A 24,142-nucleotide genomic window follows, 5' to 3' on the forward strand; every position below is an offset into this window, starting at 1 on the left:
TGCAAGGTCTTTCGCGCCGGTTGCATCGCTGTTACGTTCACGTCGCCCGGCGGAGCCCCGCCCCCTCGACCGCGAGGGGGCGGGGCTCCCATCGGCACAGTCGGCAGGGGCGGCGGACGGGACCGCCACCTGTAGCTACACGGGCTTTCACCCTCAAGGAGAACTCATGCGGCGTGGCATAGCGGCCACCGCGCTGGTGGCGTCCGTTGCCCTTGCGGCGACGGCCTGCGGCGGAAGTGACAACGGCAGCGGCAAGTCCGACGGGCCGGTCACCATCACCTGGTGGGACACCTCCAACGCCACCAATGAGGCGCCGACGTACAAGGCACTGGTCGCGGACTTCGAGAAGGCCAACCCGAAGATCAAGGTCAACTACGTCGACGTCCCCTTCGACCAGGCGCAGAACAAGTTCGACACCGCCGCCGGCTCCAAGGGCGCCCCGGACGTGCTGCGCTCCGAGGTCGGCTGGACCCCCGCCTTCGCGAAGAAGGGCTACTTCCTGCCGCTGGACGGCACCCAGGCGCTCGCGGACAAGGACAAGTTCCAGTCCAGCCTGATCCAGCAGGCCCAGTACCAGGGCAAGACCTACGGTGTGCCGCTGGTGACCGACACCCTCGCGCTGGTCTACAACAAGGCCCTCTTCAAGAAGGCCGGGATCACCGAGGCGCCGAAGACCTGGGCCGAGCTGAAGTCCGACGCCGCCAAGGTCAAGGACAAGGCGGGCGTCGACGGCTACTGGGGCTCCACCCAGGCCTACTACGCGCAGAGCTTCCTCTACGGCGAGGGCACCGACACGGTCGACGCCTCCGCCAAGAAGATCACCGTGGACTCGGCCCCCGCGAAGAAGGCCTACGGCACCTGGCTGGGCCTGTTCTCCGGCAAGGGCCTGCACGCGGCCGACACCACCGCAGACGCCTACGCCCACATCCAGGACGCGTTCGTCAACGGCAAGGTCGCCGCGATCATCCAGGGCCCCTGGGAGATCACGAACTTCTACAAGGGCTCGGCCTTCTCGGACAAGTCCAACCTCGGCATCGCCCGCGTCCCGGCCGGCTCCTCCGGCAAGGCGGGCGCCCCGACCGGCGGTCACAACCTCTCCGTGTACGCGGGCTCGGACAAGGCCCACCAGGACGCGGCGCTGAAGTTCGTCAACTTCATGACCTCGGCGAAGTCCCAGGAGAACATCGCCCTGAAGAACTCCACGCTGCCGACGCGCGAGGACGCCTACAGCGCCCAGGTCAAGGCCGACCCCGGTATCGCCGGCTACCAGAGCGTGCTCAGCGCCGCCCAGCCGCGCCCGGCGCTGCCCGAGTACAGCTCGCTGTGGGGCCCGCTCGACACCGAGCTGCCCAAGATCGCGGGCGGCAAGGAGCCGCTGGACAAGGGCCTGAGCAACGCCGAGGTGGCCATCGCCAAGCTGGTCCCCGACTTCAGCAAGTGAGCCCTTGTGGCCGTCGGATCTCCCCCACCGGGGGAGGGGAGCCGGCGGCCACCGCCCTGTGCCCGGCCCAGCCCAACTCCTGATCGTTTTGAAGGTGTCGAACCATGACAGTCGCCATCGACCGCGCGACCGGCAAGCGCCGCGGTGACCGCGGGCCCCGGCCCGGGCTGGGGCAGCGCATCAGAAACGGCTACCAGAAGTACTGGTACGCCTACACGATGATCGCCCCGGTGGTCGTCGTACTCGCCGTGATCGTGGGCTATCCGCTGATCCGCGGCTTCTACCTGACCCTCACGGACGCCAACAGCCTCAACTCGGCGCGCACGATCGGCGTCAACCACATCGCGGCGACCTACAGGTTCATCGGGCTCGACAACTACAAGGACATCCTGTTCGGCCCGCTGTCGTACGACCGGTTCTGGTCGCACTTCCTGTGGACCGTCGTCTGGACGGTCGCCTGTGTGGCCCTGCACTACGCCCTCGGCCTGGGCCTCGCGCTCATGCTCAACGAGAAGCTGCGCGGACGCACCTTCTACCGGGTGCTGCTGGTCGTGCCCTGGGCCGTGCCGACCTTCGTCACGGTCTTCTCCTGGCGGATCATGCTCGCCGACTCCGGCGTGATCAACCAGGTCCTGCACGCCCTGCACCTGCCCCAGCCGCAGTGGCTGGAGGACACCTTCTGGCAGCGCTTCGCCGCGATCATGGTCAACACCTGGTGCGGTGTGCCGTTCATGATGCTTTCGCTGCTCGGCGGTCTGCAGTCCATCGACTCCTCGCTCTACGAGGCGGCAGAGATGGACGGCGCGAGCGCCTGGCAGCGCTTCCGGCACGTCACCCTGCCGGGGCTGAGGTCCGTCAGCTCCACCGTCGTGCTCCTCGGCATCATCTGGACCTTCAACCAGTTCGCCATCATCTTCCTGCTGTTCGGCCCGACCAGCGCCCCCGACGCCCAGATCCTCGTCACGTGGGCCTACTTCCTGGGCTTCGGACAGCAGCCGCGCGACTTCGCCCAGTCCGCCGCGTACGGCGTACTGCTGCTGTCGATCATCACCGTCTTCACCTCCTTCTACTTCCGCTGGCTGAAGCGCAATGACCAGCTCGCCGTCTGACGCCGCAGGAGCCGCCGCCATGAGCATCACGACCCTGGAAGAGACAGCGGCCGCACCGGCCCCCGCCGCCCGGCCCTCGCGCCGGACCCGCCGGCGCGGCGAGCGCGGCCCGGCCGGCATCGCCCTGCTGCACGGCGGCCTAGCCGTCGCGAGCCTGATCGCGCTCGCCCCGGTGGCGTGGCTGATCTTCCTGTCTCTCGGTCCGGAGAAGGACGACTATCTGCACCCGGGCAAGATCCTGGGCAAGGTCACCTTCTCCAACTACAGCTATGTGCTCCAGCACACCGGATTCTTCGACTGGTTCAAGTCGACGATGATCGTGGCCCTCGGCACCACCGTGATCGGTGTCTTCGTCGCCGCCACCACCGGCTACGCGGTCTCGCGGATGCGCTTTCCCGGCTACAAGCCGCTGATGTGGGTCCTGCTGCTGACCCAGGCCTTCCCGATCGCCATCCTGATCGTGCCGATGTACGAGATCTTCAGCGAGCTGGATCTCATCGACACCTACTGGGCACTGATCGTCATCAACTGCACCACGGCCGTGCCGTACAGCGCCTGGCTGCTCAAGGGGTACTTCGACACCATCCCCTTCGAGATCGACGAGGCGGGACGCGTCGACGGGCTCAGCCCGTTCGGCACCTTCTTCCGGCTCATCCTGCCGCTGGCCCGCCCGGGACTGGCCGTGGCGGCCTTCTACAACTTCATCACGGCCGTCGGCGAGGTCGCCTTCGCGACCACCTTCATGCTCGACGACTCGAAGTACACGTTCGCCGTCGGTCTGCAGACCTTCGTCAGCGAGCACGACGCGCAGTGGAACTACATGGCCGCCACCGCGGTGTTGATCGCGATACCCGTGTCGGTGTTCTTCTACCTTGTGCAGAAGAACCTGGTGACCGGCCTCACCGCGGGCGGGACCAAGGGCTGACCCGCCTCCCGGAGCCCCCGCGCGCCTGATCCGCGCGGGTGGCGGCCGCGGTGTCGTTCCGACCCCGCTGACACCGCGGCCGCCATGTCACCCCCGCCCCTTCGCATGACTCCATGACCCCGACTCCTGCCCGCCCGGCTCCGCCGGGGCGGGGAACCCCACCGCATCAAGGACGCCATGAGCCAGCACTCCGCCGACCCGGCCCCGAACACCGCTCTCGCCACCGTCGCCACCCATCGCGACTGGTGGCGTGACGCGGTGATCTACCAGGTCTATCCGCGCAGCTTCGCCGACAGCAACGGCGACGGCATGGGCGACCTGGAGGGCGTACGTTCCCGACTTCCGTATCTGCGCGACCTCGGCGTGGACGCCGTGTGGCTCAGCCCCTTCTACGCCTCGCCGCAGGCCGACGCCGGCTACGACGTCGCCGACTACCGCGCCGTCGACCCCATGTTCGGCAACCTCCTGGACGCCGACGCGCTGATCCGCGACGCCCATGGGCTGGGGCTGCGCATCATCGTCGACCTGGTTCCCAACCACTCCTCCGACCAGCACGAGTGGTTCAAGCGGGCGATCGCGGAGGGTCCGGGCTCACCCCTGAGGGAGCGCTACCACTTCCGCCCCGGCAAGGGCGTGAACGGCGAGCTGCCCCCCAACGACTGGGAGTCCATCTTCGGCGGCCCGGCCTGGACCCGGGTCACCGAGCCCGACGGCACGGCCGGCGAGTGGTACCTGCATCTCTTCGCGCCCGAGCAGCCCGACTTCAACTGGGACCACCCGGCGGTCGGCGACGAGTTCCGCTCGATCCTGCGCTTCTGGCTGGACATGGGGGTCGACGGCTTCCGTATCGACGTCGCCCATGGCCTGGTGAAGGCGGCGGGCCTGCCCGACCTCGGCAGCCACGACCAGCTCAAACTGCTGGGCAACGATGTCATGCCGTTCTTCGACCAGGACGGTGTGCACGCCATCTACCGGCAGTGGCGCACGATCCTCGACGAGTACGCCGTGAACATGGGGCTCGAAGAGCCTTCGTCGGAAGGGCGGTGGTGGGAGACGGGCGGGCGCATCTTCGTGGCCGAGGCCTGGACTCCGACCATCGAGCGCACCGCCCACTACGTACGCCCCGACGAACTGCATCAGGCCTTCAACTTCCAGTACCTGGGCACCCACTGGGACGCGGCGGAGCTGCGCACGGTCATCGACCGCACCCTCGACGCGATGCGCCCGGTCGGTGCCCCCGCCACCTGGGTGCTGTCCAACCACGATGTGACCCGGCACGCCACCCGCTTCGCCAACGAGCCCGGCCTCGGCACCCAGATCCGGCTGGCGGGCGACCGCGAGCTGGGGCTGCGGCGCGCCCGCGCGGCCACGCTGCTGATGCTGGCGCTGCCCGGCTCGGCGTACCTCTACCAGGGCGAGGAACTCGGTCTGCCGGACGTCGTGGACCTGCCGGACGAGGTGCGTCAGGACCCCGCCTACTTCCGGGGCGAGGGCCAGGACGGCTTCCGTGACGGCTGCCGGGTGCCGATCCCGTGGACCCGCACCGGATCGTCGTACGGCTTCGGCAGCGGCGGCAGCTGGCTGCCGCAGCCCGTGAGCTGGGGCGACCTCAGCGTCGAGGCCCAGCAGGGGGTCCCCGGCTCGACCCTGGAGCTGTACCGCACCGCCCTCGCCGTGCGGCGCGAGCAGCCCGGACTGGGCGCGGGCGACTCGGTGGAGTGGCTGAGGGCGCCCGAGGGGGTGCTCGCCTTCCGCCGTGGGGACTTCGTCTGCGTCGCCAACACCACGGGCGAGGCCGTCACGGTCCCGTGGTACGGCCGTGTCCTGGTCGCCAGTGGTGAGGTGACGGAGACGAACGGCGAGGGCAGGGTGCCCGCCGACACCACCGTGTGGTGGACAGCCGGCTGATCCGGCGCAAGCCTTTCATCGGATTTCAGGGGCCCGTCGTCCGACCGGGACGGCGGGCCCCGTCGTGTGCCCGCACCGGGTGATGTGGCGTCAACCAGCCGCAACCGACCACTATTTCGCGTATGTGACAGGAACATGTCCGGGGGGTTGACCGTCGAGGTCGGGGCTCGTACGGTCTGCTGCACTGTAAGTAGTTGAAAACTTGCAGCAATTCCCTTCAGGGGATCTCACGGCCCGTCAGGGACCCCCTCAGCAGATCCTTCAACGGAGAAGGAACCCCCACATGGCCAGTAGAACGCTCTCCGGGGCCCTCGCCCTCGCGGCGGCGGCGTCGGTCGCCCTCGCCGTCCCCGCCGGGACCGCGTACGCCTCCCCGCCCGGCAGCAAGGACGTCACCGCGGTTCTGTTCGAGTGGAACTTCGCCTCGGTCGCCAAGGAGTGCACCAACACCCTCGGCCCGGCAGGCTACGGCTACGTCCAGGTCTCCCCGCCCGCCGAGCACATACAGGGCCCCCAGTGGTGGACGTCGTACCAGCCGGTGAGCTACAGGATCGCGGGCCGCCTCGGCGACCGCACGGCCTTCCAGAACATGGTCAACACCTGCCACGCGGCCGGTGTGAAGGTCGTCGTGGACACCGTCGTCAACCACATGTCGGCGGGCGGCGGCACCGGCACGGGAGGCTCGTCGTACACGAAGTACGACTACCCGGGCCTGTACTCGTACGCCGACTTCGACGACTGCACCTCCCAGGTCACCAACTACCAGGACCGCTGGAACGTCCAGCACTGCGAGCTGGTGGGCCTCGCCGACCTCGACACCGGCGAGGAGCACGTCCGCGCGACCATCGCCGGCTATGTGAACGACCTGCTCAGTCTCGGCGTGGACGGCTTCCGCATCGATGCCGCCAAGCACATCCCGGCCGAGGACCTGGCCGACATCAAGTCCCGGCTGACCAACCCCTCCGCGTACTGGAAGCAGGAGGTCATCTACGGCGCCGGCGAGGCCGTCCAGCCGAGCGAGTACACGGGCAACGGCGACGTCCAGGAGTTCCGCTACGCCTACGACCTCAAGCGGGTCTTCAACAGCGAGAAGCTCGCCTATCTGAACAACTTCGGTGAGGGCTGGGGCTATCTGGGCAACTCGGTCGCCGGGGTCTTCGTGGACAACCACGACACCGAGCGCAACGGCTCGACCCTGAACTACAAGGACGGCGCCAACTACACCCTGGCGAACGTCTTCATGCTGGCCTGGCCCTACGGCGCCCCCGACATCAACTCCGGCTACGAGTGGTCCGACGCGGACGCCGGTCCGCCCAACGGCGGTGCGGTGAACGCCTGCTGGCAGAACGGCTGGAAGTGCCAGCACGCCTGGCCGGAGATCAGGTCCATGGTCGCCTTCCGCAACGCCACGCGCGGCCAGGCGGTCACCAAGTGGTGGGACGACGGCAACAACCTCATCGCGTTCGGCCGCGGCACCAAGGGCTATGTGGTGATCAACCACGAGAGCACCACGGCCGACCGGTGGTACGAGACAGCCCTGCCCGCCGGCACCTACTGCGACGTACAGGGCAACAGGACCGTGACGGTGAACAGCAGCGGCTGGTTCCAGGCGTCCGTCGCCCCGAACACCGCGCTCGCCCTCTACGCGGGGAAGTCGAGCTGCTGACCGACTGACAGTCCGTACCGCCGCGGTGCCCTCCGGCAGATCCGCCGGAGGGCACACCGTCGTGTCCGGGCCCCAACAGCCGTGCACGGCCCGTGAGTCGGTACCGAGCGGAATTGGCTCTGAAAGTACTTGCCGTGAGTTTCAAGACTCTTGCTGTAAGGCTTTCGTCGGCGGTACGGTCGCGCGGGCGCCCGGCGACGCAGCCGTCCCGCGGCGCAGGGGTCGGACCCGATTGAGCCGCAGCCGCAAGGAGTTCACGCCTGTGATACCGAGATGGCCGACGCCCCCGAGGCGTCGTACCCCCAGCCGGAGAAGGGTCACGGCCCTCACCGTCACCGCGCTCGCCGCGGCGCTCCTGCCGCCCCTCGCCGCCAGGGCGGCCACCCCGCCCGCGCCGCCCTCCGACGCGCGGCTCGCGGCCGAGCCCGCCCGGCACGACGACACCCGCGAGCAGTTCTACTTCGTGATGCCGGACCGGTTCGCCAACGGCGACACCTCCAACGACCGGGGCGGGCTCACCGGTTCACGGCTCGCCACCGGATACGACCCCACGGACAAGGGCTTCTACCAGGGCGGCGACCTCAAGGGCCTGACCCGGAAGCTCGACTACATCAAGGGCCTCGGCACCACCGCCATCTGGCTGGCCCCGATCTTCAAGAACCAGCCCGTGCAGGGCACCGGAGCCGACGCATCGGCCGGGTACCACGGTTACTGGATCACCGACTTCACCAGAGTCGACCCGCACTTCGGGACCAACGAGGACCTGGCGGGTCTCATCGCCAAGGCACACGCCAGGGGCATGAAGGTCTTCTTCGACGTCATCACCAACCACACCGCCGACGTGGTCGACTACGCGGGCCACTCGCACGACTATCTCTCGAAGGGCGCCTTCCCCTATCTGACCAAGGACGGCCGGCCCTTCGACGACGCCGACTACGCGGACGGCACCAAGGGCTTCCCGCCGGTCGGCACCGGCTCCTTCCCGCGCACGCCCGTCGTGCCGGCCGCGAAGAAGAACATCAAGGAGCCGTCGTGGCTCAACGACCCGACGATGTACCACAACCGCGGTGACTCCACCTACGCCGGCGAGAACGCCACCTACGGCGACTTCTCCGGCCTCGACGACCTGTGGACCGAGCGCCCCGAGGTCGTCAGCGGCATGGAGAAGATCTATGAGCGCTGGGTGCGGGACTTCGGCGTCGACGGCTTCCGGATCGACACCGTGAAGCACGTCGACATGGAGTTCTGGACGCAGTGGGCGACCGCGCTCGACCGGTACGCCGCCGCGCACGGCCGCAGGAACTTCTTCATGTTCGGCGAGGTCTACTCCGCCGACCCCTCGATCACCGCACCGTACGTCACCGAGGGCCGCCTGGACGCCACGCTCGACTTCCCCTTCCAGGAAGCGGCCCGGGAGTACGCCTCGCAGGGCGGCAGCGCACGGAAACTCGCGGGCGTCTTCGCCGACGACTACAAGTACACGACCGACAAGGCCAACGCGTACGAGCAGGTCACCTTCCTCGGCAACCACGACATGGGGCGGATCGGGTACTTCCTGAAGCAGGACAACCCGAAGGCGTCCGACGCGGAGCTGCTGAAGAAGGACGAGTTCGCCGACGAGGTGATGTTCCTCAGCCGCGGCAACCCCGTCGTCTACTACGGCGACGAGCAGGGCTTCACCGGCTCCGGCGGTGACAAGGACGCCCGCCAGACGATGTTCGCCTCAAAGGTCGCGGACTATCTGGACGACGACGAGATCGGCACCGACCGCACCCACGCGAGCGACGCGTACGACACGAGTGCGCCGCTCTACCGTCAGATCGCCGCTCTCTCCGAGCTCCGCAAGGCCAACCCCGCCCTCGCCGACGGGGTCCAGACCGAGCGCTACGCGGCCGACGGCGCGGGCATCTACGCCTTCTCGCGCACCGGCACCGACGGCACCGAGTACCTCGTCGCCCTCAACAACGCGGGCGAGCAGAAGACGGCCGCCTTCGCCACCGGCTCACCGGACATGACCTTCCGGGGCATCCACGGGACGGACGCGTCGGTCCGCAGCGACGCCGACCGCAAGGTCACCGTCACCGTCCCCGCCTACTCCGCCGTCGTCCTCAAGGCCACCCGCCCGCTCGGCGCACCGGCCACCAGACCGACGATCACCCTGAAGGCCCCGGACGCGGGCGCCACCGGCACCGTCGAGGTCTCCGCGGACGTCGAGGGCGGGCAGCTCGACCGGGTCGTCTTCGCCGCCCAGACCGGCAACGGCTCCTGGCGGACCCTCGGCTCCGCCGACCACGCCCCGTACAAGGTCACCCAGACCCTCGCGAAGAACGTCGCGGCCGGAACCGCCCTGCGCTACAAGGCGGTCGTGATCGACTCGGCAGGCCGCACGGCGAGCGCGACGGCGGACAGTACGACCGGCACCCCGCCGGCCCCCCAGGTCCCCACCGCCTCCTCCCGCGACTACGCGATCGTCCACTACAGGCGCGCCGACGGGAACTACGCCGACTGGGGTCTGTACGCCTGGGGTGACCTCGCCGACGGCGAGGCGACGACCTGGCCGGACAGCCATCCCTTCGTGGGCCGCGACGCCTACGGGGCCTTCGCCTACGTCAAGCTGAAGCCCGGTGCCTCCAGCGTCGGCTTCCTCGTCATCGACAAGAACGGCGACAAGGACGTCTCCGCCGACCGCACCATCGACGTCACCAAGACCGGCGAGGTCTGGGTCGAGCAGGGCAAGGAGACCGTCCTCACCGAGAAGCCGACGGCCGACTACCCGCCGCAGGACACGGCCAAGGCGGTCATCCACTACCACCGCGCCGACGGGAACTACGACGGCTGGGGCCTCCACGTCTGGACGGGCGCCGCGAACCCGACCGACTGGTCCAGCCCGCTCAAGCCGGTACGGACCGACGCGTACGGCGCGGTCTTCGAGGTGCCGCTCGCCGACGGCGCCACCAGCCTCAGCTACATCATCCACAAGGGCGACGAGAAGGACCTCGCCGCCGACCAGTCGCTCGACCTGAAGGCGAACGGCCACGAGGTGTGGCTGCTGAACGGCCAGGAGAAGTACCTGCTGCCGCAGCCCGCGGGAAGCTCGGCCGCTCTCGACCTCACCACCTCCAAGGCGGTCTGGATCGACCGGGACACGCTCGCCTGGAACGGCGCCGACGGCGCCGCCTCCACCCAGCTGGTCTACTCCCACGACGGCTCCATCGCCGTCAAGGACGGGACGCTGACGAGCGACGACGAGCGCTGGCTGCGGCTGACGAAAACCACGCTCACCGACGCCCAGAAGGCGAAGTTCCCCTATCTGAAGGACTACACCGCCTGGTCCGTCGACCCGCGCGACCGCGGCCGGGTGCGCGAGGCCCTGAGCGGCCAGCTCGTCGCCTCGCAGCGGGCCGCCGACGGGGCGGTGCCGGCGGCGACGGGCGTCCAGATCGCCGGCGTACTCGATGACGTGTACGACGCGACGAAGGCCGACCTCGGGCCGACGTTCCACCACGGCCGTCCCACGCTGGCCGTGTGGGCGCCCACCGCACAGTCGGTGAGGCTCGAAGTGGGCGGCTCCACGGTCGCCATGCGGCGGAACGCCACCACCGGCGTCTGGTCCGTCACGGGCCCGGCGTCCTGGAAGAACAAGCCCTACCGGTATGTCGTGAAGGTGTGGGCGCCCAGCGCCCGGAAGATCGTCACCAACAAGGTCACCGACCCGTACTCCCTCGCCCTCACGGCCGACTCCGCGCGCAGCCTCGTCGTCGACCTGAACGACCGGTCCCTCGCCCCGAGCGGCTGGTCGCATCTGAGGAAGCCGAAGGCGGTGCCGCTCAGGGACGCCCGGATCCAGGAGCTGCACATCCGGGACTTCTCCGTCGCGGACAAGACCGTGCCGGCCAAGGACCAGGGCACCTATCTCGCCTTCGCCGACAAGAGGAGCGACGGCTCCCGGCATCTGCGCGAGCTGGCGAAGGCGGGCACCTCGTACGTCCATCTGCTGCCCGCCTTCGACATCGCGACCATCCCCGAGAAGAAGTCCGAGCAGCAGACCCCCGGCTGCGACCTCGCCTCCTACGCCGCCGACTCCGACCGGCAGCAGGCCTGCGTCGCCGCGACCGCCGCGAAGGACGCCTACAACTGGGGCTACGACCCGTACCACTTCACGGTCCCCGAGGGCTCGTACGCCACGGACCCGGACGGCACCGGGCGCACGGTCCAGTTCCGCACGATGGTCAAGTCCCTCAACGACGACGGCCTCAGGGTCGTGATGGACGTCGTCTACAACCACACGGCGGCGAGCGGGCAGGCGGACACCAGCGTCCTGGACAGGATCGTGCCCGGCTACTACCAGCGGCTGCTCGCCGACGGCTCGGTGGCGAACAGCACCTGCTGTGCGAACACCGCGCCCGAGAACGCCATGATGGGCAAGCTCGTCGTGGACTCGCTCGTCACCTGGGCCAAGGAGTACAAGGTGGACGGGTTCCGCTTCGACCTCATGGGCCACCACCCGAAGGCCAACATCCTCGCGGTGCGCAAGGCGCTGGACGCGCTGACCCTCGCGAAGGACGGGGTCGACGGCAAGAAGATCATCCTCTACGGCGAGGGCTGGAACTTCGGCGAGGTCGCGAACGACGCCCGCTTCGTCCAAGCCACCCAGAAGAACATGGCCGGCACCGGCATCGCCACGTTCTCCGACCGCGCCCGTGACGCCGTGCGCGGCGGGAGCCCCTTCGACTCGGACCCGGGCGTCCAGGGCTTCGCGTCCGGCCTGTACACCGACCCGAACGCGTCCTCCGCCAACGGCACTCCGGCCGAGCAGAAGGCCCGGCTGCTGCACTACCAGGACCTCATCAAGGTCGGTCTGACCGGCAACCTCGCGAAGTACCGCTTCACCGACGACGACGGCAAGGAGGTCACCGGCGCGGAGATCGACTACAACGGCGCCCCCGCCGGCTACGCGGACGCCCCCGGCGACGCCCTCGCCTACGTGGACGCGCACGACAACGAGTCCTTGTTCGACGCGCTCACCTACAAGCTGCCGGCCTCGACCGGAGCGTCGGACCGGGCCCGGATGCAGGTGCTGGCGATGGCCACGGCCGCCCTCTCGCAGGGACCGGCCCTCTCCCAGGCGGGCACCGACCTGCTGCGCTCGAAGTCGCTGGACCGCAACTCCTTCGACAGCGGCGACTGGTTCAACGCCGTCCACTGGAACTGCGCGGACGGCAACGGCTTCGGACGCGGGCTGCCGATGGCGGCCGACAACCAGTCCAAGTGGACCTACGCCAAGCCGCTGCTGGACACGGTCAAGGTGGGCTGCCCGCAGATCGACGGGACCTCCGCCGCCTACCGGGACCTGCTGAGGATCCGTACGACGGAGAAGGCGTTCTCCCTCGGCACGGCCGCGCAGGTGCAGGACCGGCTGGCCTTCCCGCTGTCCGGGAAGGACGAGACACCCGGCGTGATCACCATGACCCTCGGCGACCTGGTCGTGGTGTTCAACGCGACGCCCGAGCGGCAGGAGCAGCGCGTCCAGCCGCTCGCCGGGGCCCACTACCGGCTGCACCCGGTGCAGGCGGCCGGCGCGGACGCGGTGGTGAAGACCTCCTCCTACGCGGCGGCCACGGGCACTTTCACCGTCCCGGCGCGCACGGTGGCGGTGTTCTCCCGGGGCGCGTGACGAGGCACCCCGACAGCGGGGCCGGGTCCGTTCGCGGGCCCGGCCCCGCCTGTGCGAGAGCCGCTCGGGAGAGGGGCGGCACGGCGACTAGGGTGAGCCGTGTCGTCGTAGAACAGGAGTGCTCATGCCGCAGATCACCGTCGACTACTCGGCGCGGCTCGCCGAGGACTTCGACCGCGCCGGGTTCGCCAAAGCTCTCCACGCCGCCACCGTGGAGATCGCGGCGGCGAAGCCCCCGGCCTGCAAGACACAGTTCCGCCGGACCGAGGACACCGTGGTCGGCTCCGACAGCGAGGGGCACGCCGTGGTGCGCATCTCCATCGGTCTGCTGGCCGGACGCGCCCAGGAGACGCGGGCCCGGCTGGCCGAGGCCGCGCTGGAGCTGCTGCGCCAGTACGTGAAGCCCGCCGAGGGCCTGGCGCTGCACGCCTCGGCCGAGGTGCGTGACCTCGACCCGTCGTACCAGAGGTTCGACGCCTGAGCCGTCAGGACGCGAGGGCGATCAGCCGGGCGACCAGGTCACCGAAGGGGCCGTCGGCCGGCTCGCCCTCGAACATGGGGCGCACCACTGCGGCCAGTTCCTTGTCGTAGGCGGCGCCGACGGCCGCGAGCGCGCCGAGGTCGTGCACCAGCTGGCTCTCCAACTCCGCCCGTGGGACGCGCCGGCCGTCCAGCCAGAGCAGTGCGGTCGACTCCGCGAGCGAGATCCAGGAGCGGATGATCAGCTCCAGTCGCGCGGGCGGGTCCTCGATCTCCAGATGCGAGAGAATCTGCTCGTACGCGGCCTGGCGCACCGAGTCGATGAGGGCGTTCGTCGTCGACGAGCCGACCGCCGGGCCGCCGCGCATCAGCGCCGAGAAGCCGGGGCCGTGCTGGTCCACGAAGTCGAAGAAGCGGCGCATCACCCGGAGCAGCCGTGCCCCGAGGGGACCCTCGTGCGGCTCCGTGAACCGGTTCGCCAGATCGTCCGCGGCCCGCCTCAACGCGGCCTCGTACAGGCTGAGTTTGCCTGGGAAGTAGTGATAGACCAGCGGGCGCGAGATGCCCGCGGCCGACGCTATCTCGTCGATGGAGACCTCGTCGGGGGAGCGTTGGCTGAACAGTTCGAGGGCGACGCCGATCAACTGCTGCCGCCGCTCCTCGACTCCCAATCTGCGGCGTACCCCGGTAGTCATACGAACACCTTACCGATCGAATCCGGCCTTGAACCGGCCGGATCCCTGTGGTGTGTTCACATCTCCGGCACAACACCCTCACCGTACCCCCTGATCCGAGGGCCGGTTCGGTGGGTTCTCACCGAAGTCCGCCGACCGTCCTTCCGTCGGTCAGGGTGCCCCTGAGCCCGGCCCGGACACCCTGCCGCGTCCGCACCGTCAGCAGGCTGCCCCGCGCCGACCCGTTCACCTGGCCGGTCGTCCGGACGGACGCGGTGTCCTCGCTGCCCGCGGCGAGCAGGTACCAGGCGCCCCCCGCCGACTTCCACAACACCCCGGCCAGCACATGGGGATCCTTCGCCCCGCACGCCGCGACGCCCTCGCCCTGCGCCGCGACCGCCCCGGACCTCCCGCCCGGGGTGCGGAACTGGGCCAGCACACGCGGGGCATCGCCCCGCCAGGTGTCCGCCCGGGTGCACACCCACTGCGCGGCCCCGGACCCGTCCGGCAGCGACTGCCGCGCGTACTCCCATGCGTTGACGGACCGGACGCCCTGCGACCGCACCGCCGCCAGCGAGCACGCGTACGGTGCCCAGGCGCGTAGGCCCGCCGCCCCGGACGCCTCCCGGGGCCCGGCCGGCCGCCCCACGGTGAGATGCGCCGGCATCAGCTCCCCGAGGTCGGCCAGCACCCGCGTACCCGAACCGTCCGTCAGCTGCAGCACGTTCCACGACGCACACGAGCCGCTCTGCTGGGCCGGACTCGCGAGCGGTGCGGTCACCCCGTCCACCGGACGCAGGTCCGTCGCCCCGGCCGACGGCCGCACCAGGTCCCGCTGCACCGCCGCGCGCACCCAAGGGGCCGTCAGATAACGGACGTTGCCGTCGGCGCGGTCCAGCACCAGCGCCTCCGCCTCGGCCCCGGACGCCGCGTCCGCCCGGGCGAGGTCGAGCGCGGCCCTGTCCGTGCCGTCCCTCGGCTCGGCGTAGCGCACGATGCGCAGACCGTCGTAGAAGACCACCACGCGCGCCGCGTCGACCTGGCCCGCGTACAGCAGCTGCGGCGGGCCGGCGGGGCCACCCGAGGGCGTGCCGGGAGTGGCCGAGACCCGTACGGACTCCCCGGGCCGCGCCCAGACGGCGAGCGCGCGCCGCAGCAGCCCCCGGTCACCGGTCAGACCGCCGCGGGCGGGCCACACGGAGAAGTCGGTGCGCGCCGACGTCTGCCACGCGGTGGGCGCCACCCGGGTCACCCGGGCCGGATCCAGGGCGGCCCGGGCGGCCGGGTTCTGCGCGTCGGCGGGGGCGGCGGCGCCGTCCGGGCCCCAGCCGCCGCTCGGCACCGTCAGCAGCGCCCCGCACACCGCGACGGCCGCCGCGGCGGCGAGCGCGGCCTTGGTGTGCTGCCGGCGCCGCATGAGGTCGGTCGGCCGGGCCTGGAGCGCACACGGGTCGAACTCGGAGGAGTGCAGCAAGGCGTCGTCGGCCGGCACGGACGCGGCCTCGCGGATCGCCGCCGCCGGGTCCGCGACCCCTGCCGCGGACAGCACCCGGCGCACACCGCCCTCGGGGAGCTTCTCCAGACCGCGCAGCACATGGGCGGCGCGGGCCGGGGCGGACAGGGCGGACAACCGCTGGTCCAGGGCGAGTTCGTCGGCGCCGCCCGAGCGCGGGAACAACCGCAGCCCCCACACCTGGGGCAGCAGCGGCGGCAGCTGGGACCGCTTCGGCCAGGCCGTGCCCCGGAGCGGGCGGCCCGCCTCCAGCGCCGTGCGCACCACGCGCAGCCGCAGCAGGGCGTACCCGGGGTCGCCGTCGGGGCCCTCGGCCGGGCTCCCGGCGCCTCCCGCACCGCCGGAGCGGTGGGATGCCCCGGCGCTGTGCCGGCCGCCGCTCTGGGGCGGGACCACGGCCGAGAGGGCGCGTCCCCGGGGCAGAGCCCGCTGGACGAGGCCGTGCGCGGTCAGCACCCGACGGTTGCGGCCCAGGCCCGGCGGCAGCACCAGATAGGCGAGCCGGACGAGCCGGGGATAGTGCTCGACGAGCGTGGCCTCGGCCTGCTCGACGTCGATGACCGGACCGGAGGCCGATGCGGGGTGGGGGGCGACGTCCTGTGACTGCACGCTCAGCAGAACGAGCGAAACGGTGGTTGGTCACCTGGACGGGCGAGCGCGGGGGAGCGGTCCCCCGGCGTGCGCGTGAACGAGCCGGTCAGTCGCCGGGCTCGACCAGCAGCCGGGCGTAGTTCGCCATCGACCGCTGATAGCGCGGCAGATGCGGCGCGAGCGCGCCGAGCACCAGGGACAGCCCCTCACGGTCACGGCCCAGGCTCGACAGACACAGGGCGAGACAGCCCCGTACGGCGTCGTCCAGTTCGTCGGAGGGGGCGTCGAGTTCGGGGGTGAGCAGCTTCACGCCCTCCTCCGCCTGTCCGATGTTCCGCAGCGAGCTGGACAACTGGATCTTCGCCCGGCGGCCGCGGTAGCCGTCGAGACCGCGCGCCAGCGCCTCCCGGTACAGCGGCACCGCACGGTCCGAGTGGCCCGTCGAGTCCCAGGCGCAGGCCCGCTCGAAGGGGCCGAGCGGACTGCCGTCGGGCAGTTCGGCGACGAGGGCGTCGATCACGGCCCGGAAGTCCGCGGCGTCCTCCTCGGCGTAGTCGTCGAGGGTCGCCCACGCGGCCGCCACGCGCTCGTCCCAGTCCTGTGTGCCCACGCTTCCCCCTCGACCCGAGTGCCAGGCCGCCCACCTTCGCACACGGGTGCCGGACGGGGCACCGGATTTCCGTGATCCCACAGGGAGCCAGGCGGCCGTTGAGCACAGAAGGCGTCCCAGCCGTACGAGAAGGCAGGGTCCTCGCGGGGGCCTTCAGCGGCATGGGCCGGAACGACCGGGAGAAGACATGAGGACGCGCGAGAAGCTGGCGGCCGGTGCGGCCGTCGCCCTGCTGGTGCTGACCGGCTGTGCCGGGTCGGGCGGGTCCGGCGGGTCGGCCGCCGCCCAGAGCAAGGTTCCGGCGACTGCGACCGGCAGCCTGGAGGACCTGGCGGCGGACGTGAAGTGCAAGCCGAACATCCAGACGGACGCCGACGAGATCCGGCAGGCCATCTGCGCCAACTCCGACGGCAAGTTCGTGCTCGCCACCTTCGCCACCGACCGGGGGCAGCGTGAGTGGATCAACGATGCCAAGGACTACGGCGGTTACTACCTCGTGGGCCGCAAGTGGGTCGCCGTCGGGGACAACGGGGTGGTCAAGGCGCTGCGCGGCACGCTCGGCGGCGATGTCGAGATCGGTGTCGACCACCACTCCCACGCCGGGCACGGCGGCTGAGCCAGGGCCAGGGGGCCCCGCGGTGGGAACCGCGGGGCCGCACGGCGAAGGGGCGGTCGCAGTGCGGCGCACATGCCGAAGAAGGCCGGTGACGGGAATCCCGCCACCGGCCTTCTTCAGTGGATCACCGTGTCGGTGGTCGCCGCCTCAGCGGGTCACTGGCACTGCCGACCGGAGTTGATGCAGTTGGCGATCTTGTTCGCCAGGCCGCCGGTCGTGACGCTGATGAAGTCGTCGTGGTCGGTGGCCGGCTTGTGGAGCTGGTCCGGGAAGCCGTCGACCGCGTAGGCGTTCTTCACCTGACCGTTCACGACGGTCGGCGGGTTGATCTTGTACACGAGGCGCATCGTCAGTTCCGGGATGGCCTTGAAGCCGTTCCCGCAGACGCCGCTCGCCGGGTCGGGGAAGGCCACGTGCGTACGGTGGTTGGCGCTGTCGATGTTCTGACCGTCCCAGCAGCTCTGGAAGGCGAACGTGCGGACCACGTTGCTGCCCTGCGGGCAGATCGGGTACTGCGTCGTCAGCTGGACCTTGTTCTCGAAGCCGGTGCAGCTCCAGTGCGCGTTGGCGTTGCCCAGACCGTTGGTGGTGGTCTTGGCGTCACCGGTGATGATGCGCAGGAACTGCGGCATCGCGACGACCTTGCTGGCGGGGCTGCCGACGTACTTGATCTGCGCCTGGACCGGGGTCAGGATCCGGCCGACGTTGCCTTCCTTGCCACCGCCGTCGGCGTTCTGGTCGAAGTCCTGCGTGCCGTCCTGGACACGGACCACAGGCCAGTAGTACGCCGACAGGTCGTTCTTGTTCTGGCAGCTGGTGCCGCCCTGCAGGAACGTCTGGTTGCTGGAGAACGCGTTGACCTTCTGGTTGCCGACGTAGTCGTGCAGGTGGTGCGCGCCGTTGGCCACGCCGGGCGCCACGATGACGTTGTCGGTGTTGTGGTTCTTGTTCGCGTTCACGCCACAGCGGGTGACGAACGAACCGGTCGAGGCGTTGCCCAGCTTGGCCGGCTTGCCCTGGACGTTCGGCGCGACCTTGGTGATGTCGACGAAGTCCGCCGCCACCGGGCCGTTGCCGGCCTGGCCGCCGTTGCCCTGCTGCTGGCCGCCGTTGTTCTGCTGACCGCCGTTGTTCTGCTGCTGGCCGCCGTTGTTCTGCTGGCCGCCGTTGTTCTGCTGCTGACCGCCGTTGTTCTGCTGGCCACCGTTCTGGCCGCCGGTCTGACCGGCGGTCGTCTGGTTGGTGTTCAGCGTCGTGCAGGAGGCCAGCTGGGACAGTGACTGGTTGAAGGACCCGCCGACCCGCTGGATGTCGATTCTGATGCGGTCGATCGTCGCGGCCCGCTTCTCCTTGAGGGGGCCGACGATCGCGTTCTGCACGAAGCTCGCGTCGTTCGCCTGGGCCTGACGCGTGGAGGCGAGCCGGGCGTAGGCCTCAGTGATCTGCTTGTCGAGCTTGGCGAGCTCCGCGGCCACACCGTTGCGCGCGGCGGCCGGCACGTTCGTCAGCTTCTGGCCGACGTCCGGGCACGAGATGGTCGCCACCGTGGCGCTCGCGGCCTTGGTCTGGTTACCCCCCCAGGCGTTGTTGGTCTCGTGCGCCGAAGCGTAGTAGTTCGCCCAGATCAGCCCGCCCCCACCGAGCGCTAGGGCAGCCGAGGCGGCAATGGCCTTCGTGGCCAGCGGCGTACGGCGTTTTCGAGTGTTGCGTCCCATGGAACTCCTCTGACTTCCTTTCGGGGCGGAGGCGCCCGACAGGCGTGAAGCGGTGTCCTCTCATACGCAGGGGGTGTGGGGGGTGTTCAGGAGCCTCGGAAAAAAACTTAGAGCTTCGTACGGCCATTTCGGGCGCAAGAGCCACAGAAGCCCCTGTTTCAACGAGAATTGAGGAGGGTATCCAGGGTTTTTTGAATTCAATTCAATGTTCGGTGCCGTTCCCGCCTTTGCCGGCCAGCACTTTCTGCTCCAGCGCGGGATCGAGGCCCACCTTCGGACGACCGGGCCGCCGGGACGCGTTCGGGCCGGCGCTCCGCAGCCAGTCCCAGGTGTCGGCCACGGTCTCCGCCACCGGCCGGCAGCGCAGTCCGTCCCGGACCGCCCGCGACACGTCCGCGCCGTGCAGGGCCGCGTGGGCCTCGCTGCCCGGCGGCACCCACACCGGCAGCTGCGTCCAGGGCTCGATGCCCGCGTCGAGGATCACCTCGGGCGCGGTCCAGCACAGCCGGGCATCGCTCCCGGTCTCCTGTACGCAGGTCGCCAGCAGCTCGCCCATGGTCGTGTGGCCCTGCGGACTCATGAGGTTGTACGGCCCGCTCAGCCCCCGCTCCACCGCGCCGAGGATCCACTCCGCCAGATCCCGTACGTCGACGTACTGCAACGGCAGGTCGTGCGGACCGGGCGCGAGGACCGGACCGCCGCGGGCGATCCGGGTGAGCCACCACGGCAGCCGGTGGATGTTCTCGTACGGCCCCAGGATCAGCCCCGACCGCACCAGCAGGGACCTCCGCGCACCGAACGCCGCCACGGCGGCCAGCTCGCCTCCGAGCTTGTCCTGCGGGTACGCGGTCTGCTCCGCGTCGGCCGCCGCGCCCTGGACCAGGGGAGCGTCCTCGTCGTAGCCGGGATCGGGAGCCCAGGCGTAGACCGAGCAACTGGACACGTACACATACCGCCCGGCCCGGCCGGCGAGCAGCCGGGCGGACTCGTGCACCGCGCGCGGCGCCCCAGACCAGGTGTCGACGACGGCGTCCCAGCCGCCGGGCTCGCGATCCCCTTCGAGCGCCGCGAGCCCGCCGGGCGCGGTGCGGTCACCCTGTATCTGCCGTACCCCGGGCGGGGGTCGGTGCCGCCCCCGGTTGAGGACGGTCACCTCCCAGCCCCGGTCGAGCGCCGCCGCCACGACGGCCCGCCCCGCGAACTCCGTACCGCCCAGCACCAGAAGTCTCATGCCGAAGACTGTGCCCGGCCGGTCCGCGGGGCGGAACACGGATCTGCTGACAGAAGATCCGGGGCGGCGGGGTCAGCGGCCCGGTGTGTACTTGTAGCCCACGCGCCGTACGGTCTGGATCGCCTGGCGGTGCTCGGCGCCGAGCTTGCGGCGCAGCCGGGCGACATGGACGTCCACGGTGCGCCCGTCGCCCACGTGCCCGTAGCCCCAGACCGTGCTCACCAGCTGGTCCCGGGTGTGCACCCGGTGGGGGTGCGCCACCAAATGGGCGAGCAGCTCGAACTCCAGGTACGTGAGGTCGAGCGGTCGCCCGGCCACCTCGGCGGTGCGCCGCGCGGCGTCGATGCGGACGAGCGGTTCCCCGGCGGAGGGGTCGGCGGTCCGCCCGGCCCGAAGGTCGTCCGCCGGCGTGTCGTCGGCCCGGGTGTCCTCCGCGGGGGCGGGGACGGCGACCGGCGCGAAGGGGGGCGGCTGGTCGGCCGGTACGAGCACCAGATAGCCGATCATCGGCGGCCGGCCCGGCAGCTCGGGCAGGGAGTGCGGGGGCACGGGCAGCCAGGTGGCGCCCGGCGGCAGGAAGTCCGGCACGCCGGGGACCTCGTCCCGGTCGACGGCACGCAGCCGGTGCCGTGCGGAGCCGGTCGAGGGGACCGCCGAAGTGTCGAGGGTGGCGGTCGGCAGAGAACGAGTGGTCGCCATGAGAGGTCAGCTCTTTCACGCGAGGAGTTCGTCGGGGAGGCCGACGACCGCGAGTTCGTGGCCGGGGTCGTCGAGGACGTACGTCGTGCGCGCCGGCCGAAGGCCGGGGTGCCGGCTTTAGAGGGCCTGCGCGTTCCGCGCGCGACAACACACCCGGTCGAAGTCGTGGTGCTGACGGGAAGGCCAGAAGGGCTCGAGGTCATGGCGACCCGTCGCGCTGCACTCCTGGAAACTGGCCATGGCCCCATTGAAGCAGACAGCCGGGCCCGGCAGCAGTCTTCTCTCACGCATTGGACGCTCGAGGGCGCCCACCGGATCGGGTGGGCGCCCTCGAGCGTCGTTGGGCGTCGGTCAGACCTGGTCGGCCTTCTCCAGGGCCGTGCAACAGGTGCCGACGAGCAGACGGGTGACCACGTACGGGTCGACGTTGGCGTTCGGGCGGCGGTCCTCGATGTAGCCCTTGCCGTCCTTCTCGACCTGCCACGGGATACGGACGGAGGCGCCGCGGTTGGAGACGCCGTAGGAGTACTCGTTCCACGGGGCGGTCTCGTGCAGGCCGGTCAGACGGTCGTCGATGCCGGCGCCGTAGTTCTTGACGTGGTCCAGGGGCTTGGAGCCCTCGCCGAGCGCCTCGCAGGCGGTGATGATCGCGTCGTAGCCCTCACGCATCGCCTTGGTCGAGAAGTTCGTGTGCGCGCCGGCGCCGTTCCAGTCGCCCTTGACCGGCTTCGGGTCCAGGGTCGCGGAGACGCCGAAGTCCTCGGCGGTGCGGTACAGCAGCCAGCGGGCCACCCACAGTTGGTCGGAGACCTCCAGCGGGGAGAGCGGGCCGACCTGGAACTCCCACTGGCCCGGCATGACCTCGGCGTTGATCCCGGACAGGCCGAGGCCCGCCTTCAGGCAGTTGTCCAGGTGCGCCTCGACGATCTCACGGCCGAAGATCTCATCGGCGCCGACACCGCAGTAGTAGCCGCCCTGGGGGGCCGGGAAGCCGCCCTCGGGGAAGCCGAGCGGGCGCGTGCCGTCGAAGAAGGTGTACTCCTGCTCGATGCCGAAGATCGGCTCCTGCGCGGCGAACCGCTCGGCGACCTCGACCAGCGCGGCACGCGTGTTGGACGGGTGCGGGGCCATGTCCGTGTCGAGGACCTCGCACAGCACCAGGACGTCGTCGCCGCCGCGGATCGGGTCCGGGCAGGTGAAGACCGGCTTGAGCACGCAGTCCGAGGAGTGTCCCTCGGCCTGGTTGGTGGAGGACCCGTCGAAGCCCCAGATCGGCAGTGAGTCCAGACCGGCGGGGGCACCCGTGATGATCTTCGTCTTGGAACGGAGCTTGGCCGTCGGCTCGGTGCCGTCGATCCAGATGTACTCAGCCTTGAAGGTCACGGGCCACATCCTTCGGGGTGTGTCTTGGTGCACTTGCGGGTGCCGCGGCGCCGTCGTGCACCGCGTTTTCCTGCCCCGCAGCCTGCCAACAGGCGATTTCTCGTCCATTGCCCGGGTGTGAACCCCGTGTTACCGGCGGCTGCGTGTCAACCGGCGGCAGTGGGGCGGCCCTGGTCCGCGGCCGCCCCAGGACACCGTCCAGGAAGCCCCGTACCGCCGCCGGTTTCCCGCTCGCCGTACCCCTGGAGCAGCTCTCCGGCCCGCCCGGCCAACGGCCCGAACACCCCCCGGCCGAGCTGTACCGCCTGCTCGTCCACCGTGATGAGCACCCGCCGCCGGTCGTGTCCGTCGCGTGTCCGCCGTACGTGCCCGACGTCCCGCTGTCACCGGCCGTGTGGGTGCGGCCCCAGGAGGCGGCGGCCCGGTTCCCGACGGTCCGCCCGGTCGCGGGGCCGTGTCCGAGCGCTGCCGCGCCGCGCTCGCCGCACACCAGGGTCCTGCCGCTCGTGGCCGCGAGCAGCAGGACCCGTGATCCCCGCCCTGTGGCCGTCCGTGCCGCCGGGTCGCTGCCGGGCGCGGAGTCCCCCGTCCGTTCCGTACAGCTGCCCGGCGGCCGCGAACCGCCGCCTCCTGGAGTTCCTAAGGGGCTGACCTCACCCCACCTTCTCGATCACGGCCCGGCGGATCAGGAACTTGCCGGGCTCGCGGACCTGCTCGAAGGCGGCGTTGTTGAGCAGCACACAACTACCGGAGACCGAAGTGACCGTCACCGTCGTGGACTTGTTGTTGTCCAGGTTGGTGACCTTCAGCTTCGTGCCCGCCGGGAACTGGTTGCTGGACGCAGCCGGGGCGCCGGCCTCGCCGGACAGCGTCACGGTCGAGCCCTTGCAGACCTGCTGGCCCGAGGCGGCACCGGCGTTGCCGGCGTTGCCGTTGTTCCCCGCGCCCTTCGCGGGAGCGGTGTTCGCCGGCGGGGTGGACGCGGCCTGCCCGGCCTGAGGGTCCTGAGCCGACCCCCCGGCCTGCGCCGCGCCACCGGCCTGCGCCGCCCCGCCCGCCTGCACGGACTCCCCGACCTGACAGTCCGACGCCTGCTGCTGGACCTTGATCTGGGCGATGACGGCCTCGCGGTTGGCGATGCGTGCCGCCGACTGGGCGTCCGGCTTGGCCTTCTGCCCGGCGATGAACGACTCGTTGTTGCCGAGTGCGGTGGCGAGTCCCTTGCAGACCGTCGAGGTGGCTGCGGTCTGCACGTTGGCCGCGTTCGAGGTGGCCGCGAGGGCGAAGGCCCCGCTGCCCGCCACGGCGACGGCGGTGACTGCCAGCGCGATCTTCTTCTTGGGGCTGAGGGTTCTCCTACGCGACATGCGCGCCTCCTGTCCCCGGCCGCCTCGTCGACGGCCGGTCGCGAAAGGTACGCCGCTATGTACGAGATCCCGAACGGGGTTACTCAGCGGTTCCAGGAGTCACTGAAGTGACGTGGGTCACGCGGGAGTTGTGGCTCAGCGGGACAAGGCGTCCCGTACCGCCTCGTCCGTGCGGCCGACCACGGCCGTCCCGTCGTCGGCGGTGATGATCGGCCGCTGGATGAGCCGGGGGTGTTCGGCGAGTGCGCGCACCCAGCGGTCGCGGTTCGCGTGGTCCCTCGCCCACTCCTTCATGCCGAGCTCCTTGGCGTCGGCCTCCTGGGTGCGGGTGATGTCCCAGGGTTCGAGGCCGAGCCGCGTCAGAACGTCGCGGATCTCGTCCTCGGTGGGGACGTCCTCCAGATAGCGGCGGACCGTGTAGTCGGCGCCCTCGGCGTCGAGCAGGGTGAGGGCGCTGCGGCACTTCGAGCAGGCCGGATTGATCCAGATCTCCATGCGGCCCACGGTAGCCGAGTCCCCTCTGTTCGAATTTGATGCCAC

Annotated in this window: 17 protein-coding genes; 8 read left to right on the top strand and 9 right to left on the bottom strand. The window is 70.5% G+C overall.

Translation table 11 applies throughout. The features are described from left to right. The first annotated feature begins 166 nt into the window (after positions 1-166). The 7 genes from ACFY2Z_RS00705 (at position 167) to ACFY2Z_RS00735 (ending at position 13,204) form a co-directional block, all read left to right on the top strand. On the top strand, positions 167-1,441 hold the full coding sequence (locus ACFY2Z_RS00705) for an extracellular solute-binding protein (RefSeq protein ID WP_390742006.1): 1,275 nt from the start codon (positions 167-169) through the stop codon (positions 1,439-1,441). A gap of 104 nt (positions 1,442-1,545) precedes the next feature. Next, positions 1,546-2,550: a carbohydrate ABC transporter permease gene (locus ACFY2Z_RS00710; protein WP_390742007.1), complete on the top strand. Its 1,005-nt coding sequence runs from the start codon at positions 1,546-1,548 to the stop codon at positions 2,548-2,550. A gap of 19 nt (positions 2,551-2,569) precedes the next feature. Then, positions 2,570-3,475 carry a sugar ABC transporter permease gene (locus ACFY2Z_RS00715; RefSeq protein WP_390742008.1) on the top strand — a complete coding sequence of 302 codons (906 nt, stop codon included), beginning with the start codon at positions 2,570-2,572 and terminating at the stop codon, positions 3,473-3,475. 177 nt (positions 3,476-3,652) lie between these two features. Beyond that, positions 3,653-5,383, top strand: coding sequence for a glycoside hydrolase family 13 protein (locus tag ACFY2Z_RS00720; protein ID WP_390742009.1), 1,731 nt, complete (start codon positions 3,653-3,655; stop codon positions 5,381-5,383). A gap of 283 nt (positions 5,384-5,666) precedes the next feature. Next, positions 5,667-7,049 carry an alpha-amylase family protein gene (locus ACFY2Z_RS00725; protein WP_390742010.1) on the top strand — a complete coding sequence of 461 codons (1,383 nt, stop codon included), beginning with the start codon at positions 5,667-5,669 and terminating at the stop codon, positions 7,047-7,049. Between the two features lie 262 nt (positions 7,050-7,311). Next, entirely contained in the window at positions 7,312-12,723 is a 5,412-nt protein-coding gene (pulA, locus tag ACFY2Z_RS00730; protein ID WP_390742011.1) for a pullulanase-type alpha-1,6-glucosidase, read from the top strand. A 124-nt stretch (positions 12,724-12,847) separates the two neighbouring features. Further along, positions 12,848-13,204, top strand: a complete 357-nt coding sequence (locus tag ACFY2Z_RS00735; protein ID WP_390742012.1) for a 5-carboxymethyl-2-hydroxymuconate Delta-isomerase — start codon at positions 12,848-12,850, stop codon at positions 13,202-13,204. A 4-nt stretch (positions 13,205-13,208) separates the two neighbouring features. Here the strand turns inward: ACFY2Z_RS00735 and ACFY2Z_RS00740 are convergent, their stop codons facing one another. The 3 genes from ACFY2Z_RS00740 to ACFY2Z_RS00750 all read right to left on the bottom strand — a co-directional run bounded on the left by ACFY2Z_RS00740 (position 13,209) and on the right by ACFY2Z_RS00750 (position 16,591). Next, positions 13,209-13,898, bottom strand: coding sequence for a TetR/AcrR family transcriptional regulator (locus tag ACFY2Z_RS00740; protein ID WP_390742013.1), 690 nt, complete (start codon positions 13,896-13,898; stop codon positions 13,209-13,211). Between the two features lie 118 nt (positions 13,899-14,016). After that, entirely contained in the window at positions 14,017-15,999 is a 1,983-nt protein-coding gene (locus ACFY2Z_RS00745) for a hypothetical protein (RefSeq protein ID WP_390742014.1), read from the bottom strand. Between the two features lie 88 nt (positions 16,000-16,087). Continuing rightward, positions 16,088-16,591: a tetratricopeptide repeat protein gene (locus ACFY2Z_RS00750; RefSeq protein WP_390742015.1), complete on the bottom strand. Its 504-nt coding sequence runs from the start codon at positions 16,589-16,591 to the stop codon at positions 16,088-16,090. Between the two features lie 187 nt (positions 16,592-16,778). Here ACFY2Z_RS00750 and ACFY2Z_RS00755 point away from each other — a divergent pair, with 187 nt between their 5' ends. Further along, positions 16,779-17,207, top strand: coding sequence for a hypothetical protein (locus ACFY2Z_RS00755; protein ID WP_390742016.1), 429 nt, complete (start codon positions 16,779-16,781; stop codon positions 17,205-17,207). Positions 17,208-17,362: 155 nt separating this feature from the next. On the opposite strand, the gene ACFY2Z_RS00760 is transcribed toward ACFY2Z_RS00755, so the two are convergent. The 6 genes from ACFY2Z_RS00760 to ACFY2Z_RS00785 all read right to left on the bottom strand — a co-directional run bounded on the left by ACFY2Z_RS00760 (position 17,363) and on the right by ACFY2Z_RS00785 (position 24,097). Further along, positions 17,363-18,922, bottom strand: a complete 1,560-nt coding sequence (locus tag ACFY2Z_RS00760; RefSeq protein ID WP_390742017.1) for a DUF1996 domain-containing protein — start codon at positions 18,920-18,922, stop codon at positions 17,363-17,365. Between the two features lie 202 nt (positions 18,923-19,124). Further along, positions 19,125-20,153 (bottom strand): NAD-dependent epimerase/dehydratase family protein, encoded by a 1,029-nt coding sequence (locus ACFY2Z_RS00765; RefSeq protein WP_390742018.1) that lies wholly within the window; start codon positions 20,151-20,153, stop codon positions 19,125-19,127. A 72-nt stretch (positions 20,154-20,225) separates the two neighbouring features. Next, positions 20,226-20,852: a winged helix-turn-helix domain-containing protein gene (locus ACFY2Z_RS00770; RefSeq protein ID WP_390742019.1), complete on the bottom strand. Its 627-nt coding sequence runs from the start codon at positions 20,850-20,852 to the stop codon at positions 20,226-20,228. 351 nt (positions 20,853-21,203) lie between these two features. After that, positions 21,204-22,235 (bottom strand): glutamine synthetase, encoded by a 1,032-nt coding sequence (gene glnII / locus ACFY2Z_RS00775; protein ID WP_390742020.1) that lies wholly within the window; start codon positions 22,233-22,235, stop codon positions 21,204-21,206. A 653-nt stretch (positions 22,236-22,888) separates the two neighbouring features. Then, a complete protein-coding gene (locus tag ACFY2Z_RS00780) occupies positions 22,889-23,602 on the bottom strand; it encodes a hypothetical protein (RefSeq protein WP_390742021.1) in 714 nt (237 codons plus the stop codon). 135 nt (positions 23,603-23,737) lie between these two features. Continuing rightward, a complete protein-coding gene (locus tag ACFY2Z_RS00785; RefSeq protein ID WP_390742022.1) occupies positions 23,738-24,097 on the bottom strand; it encodes an arsenate reductase family protein in 360 nt (119 codons plus the stop codon). Between the last annotated feature and the right edge of the window lie 45 nt (positions 24,098-24,142).

The organism is Streptomyces sp. NPDC001222 (assembly GCF_042896945.1).
Taxonomy (GTDB): domain Bacteria; phylum Actinomycetota; class Actinomycetes; order Streptomycetales; family Streptomycetaceae; genus Streptomyces; species Streptomyces gibsoniae.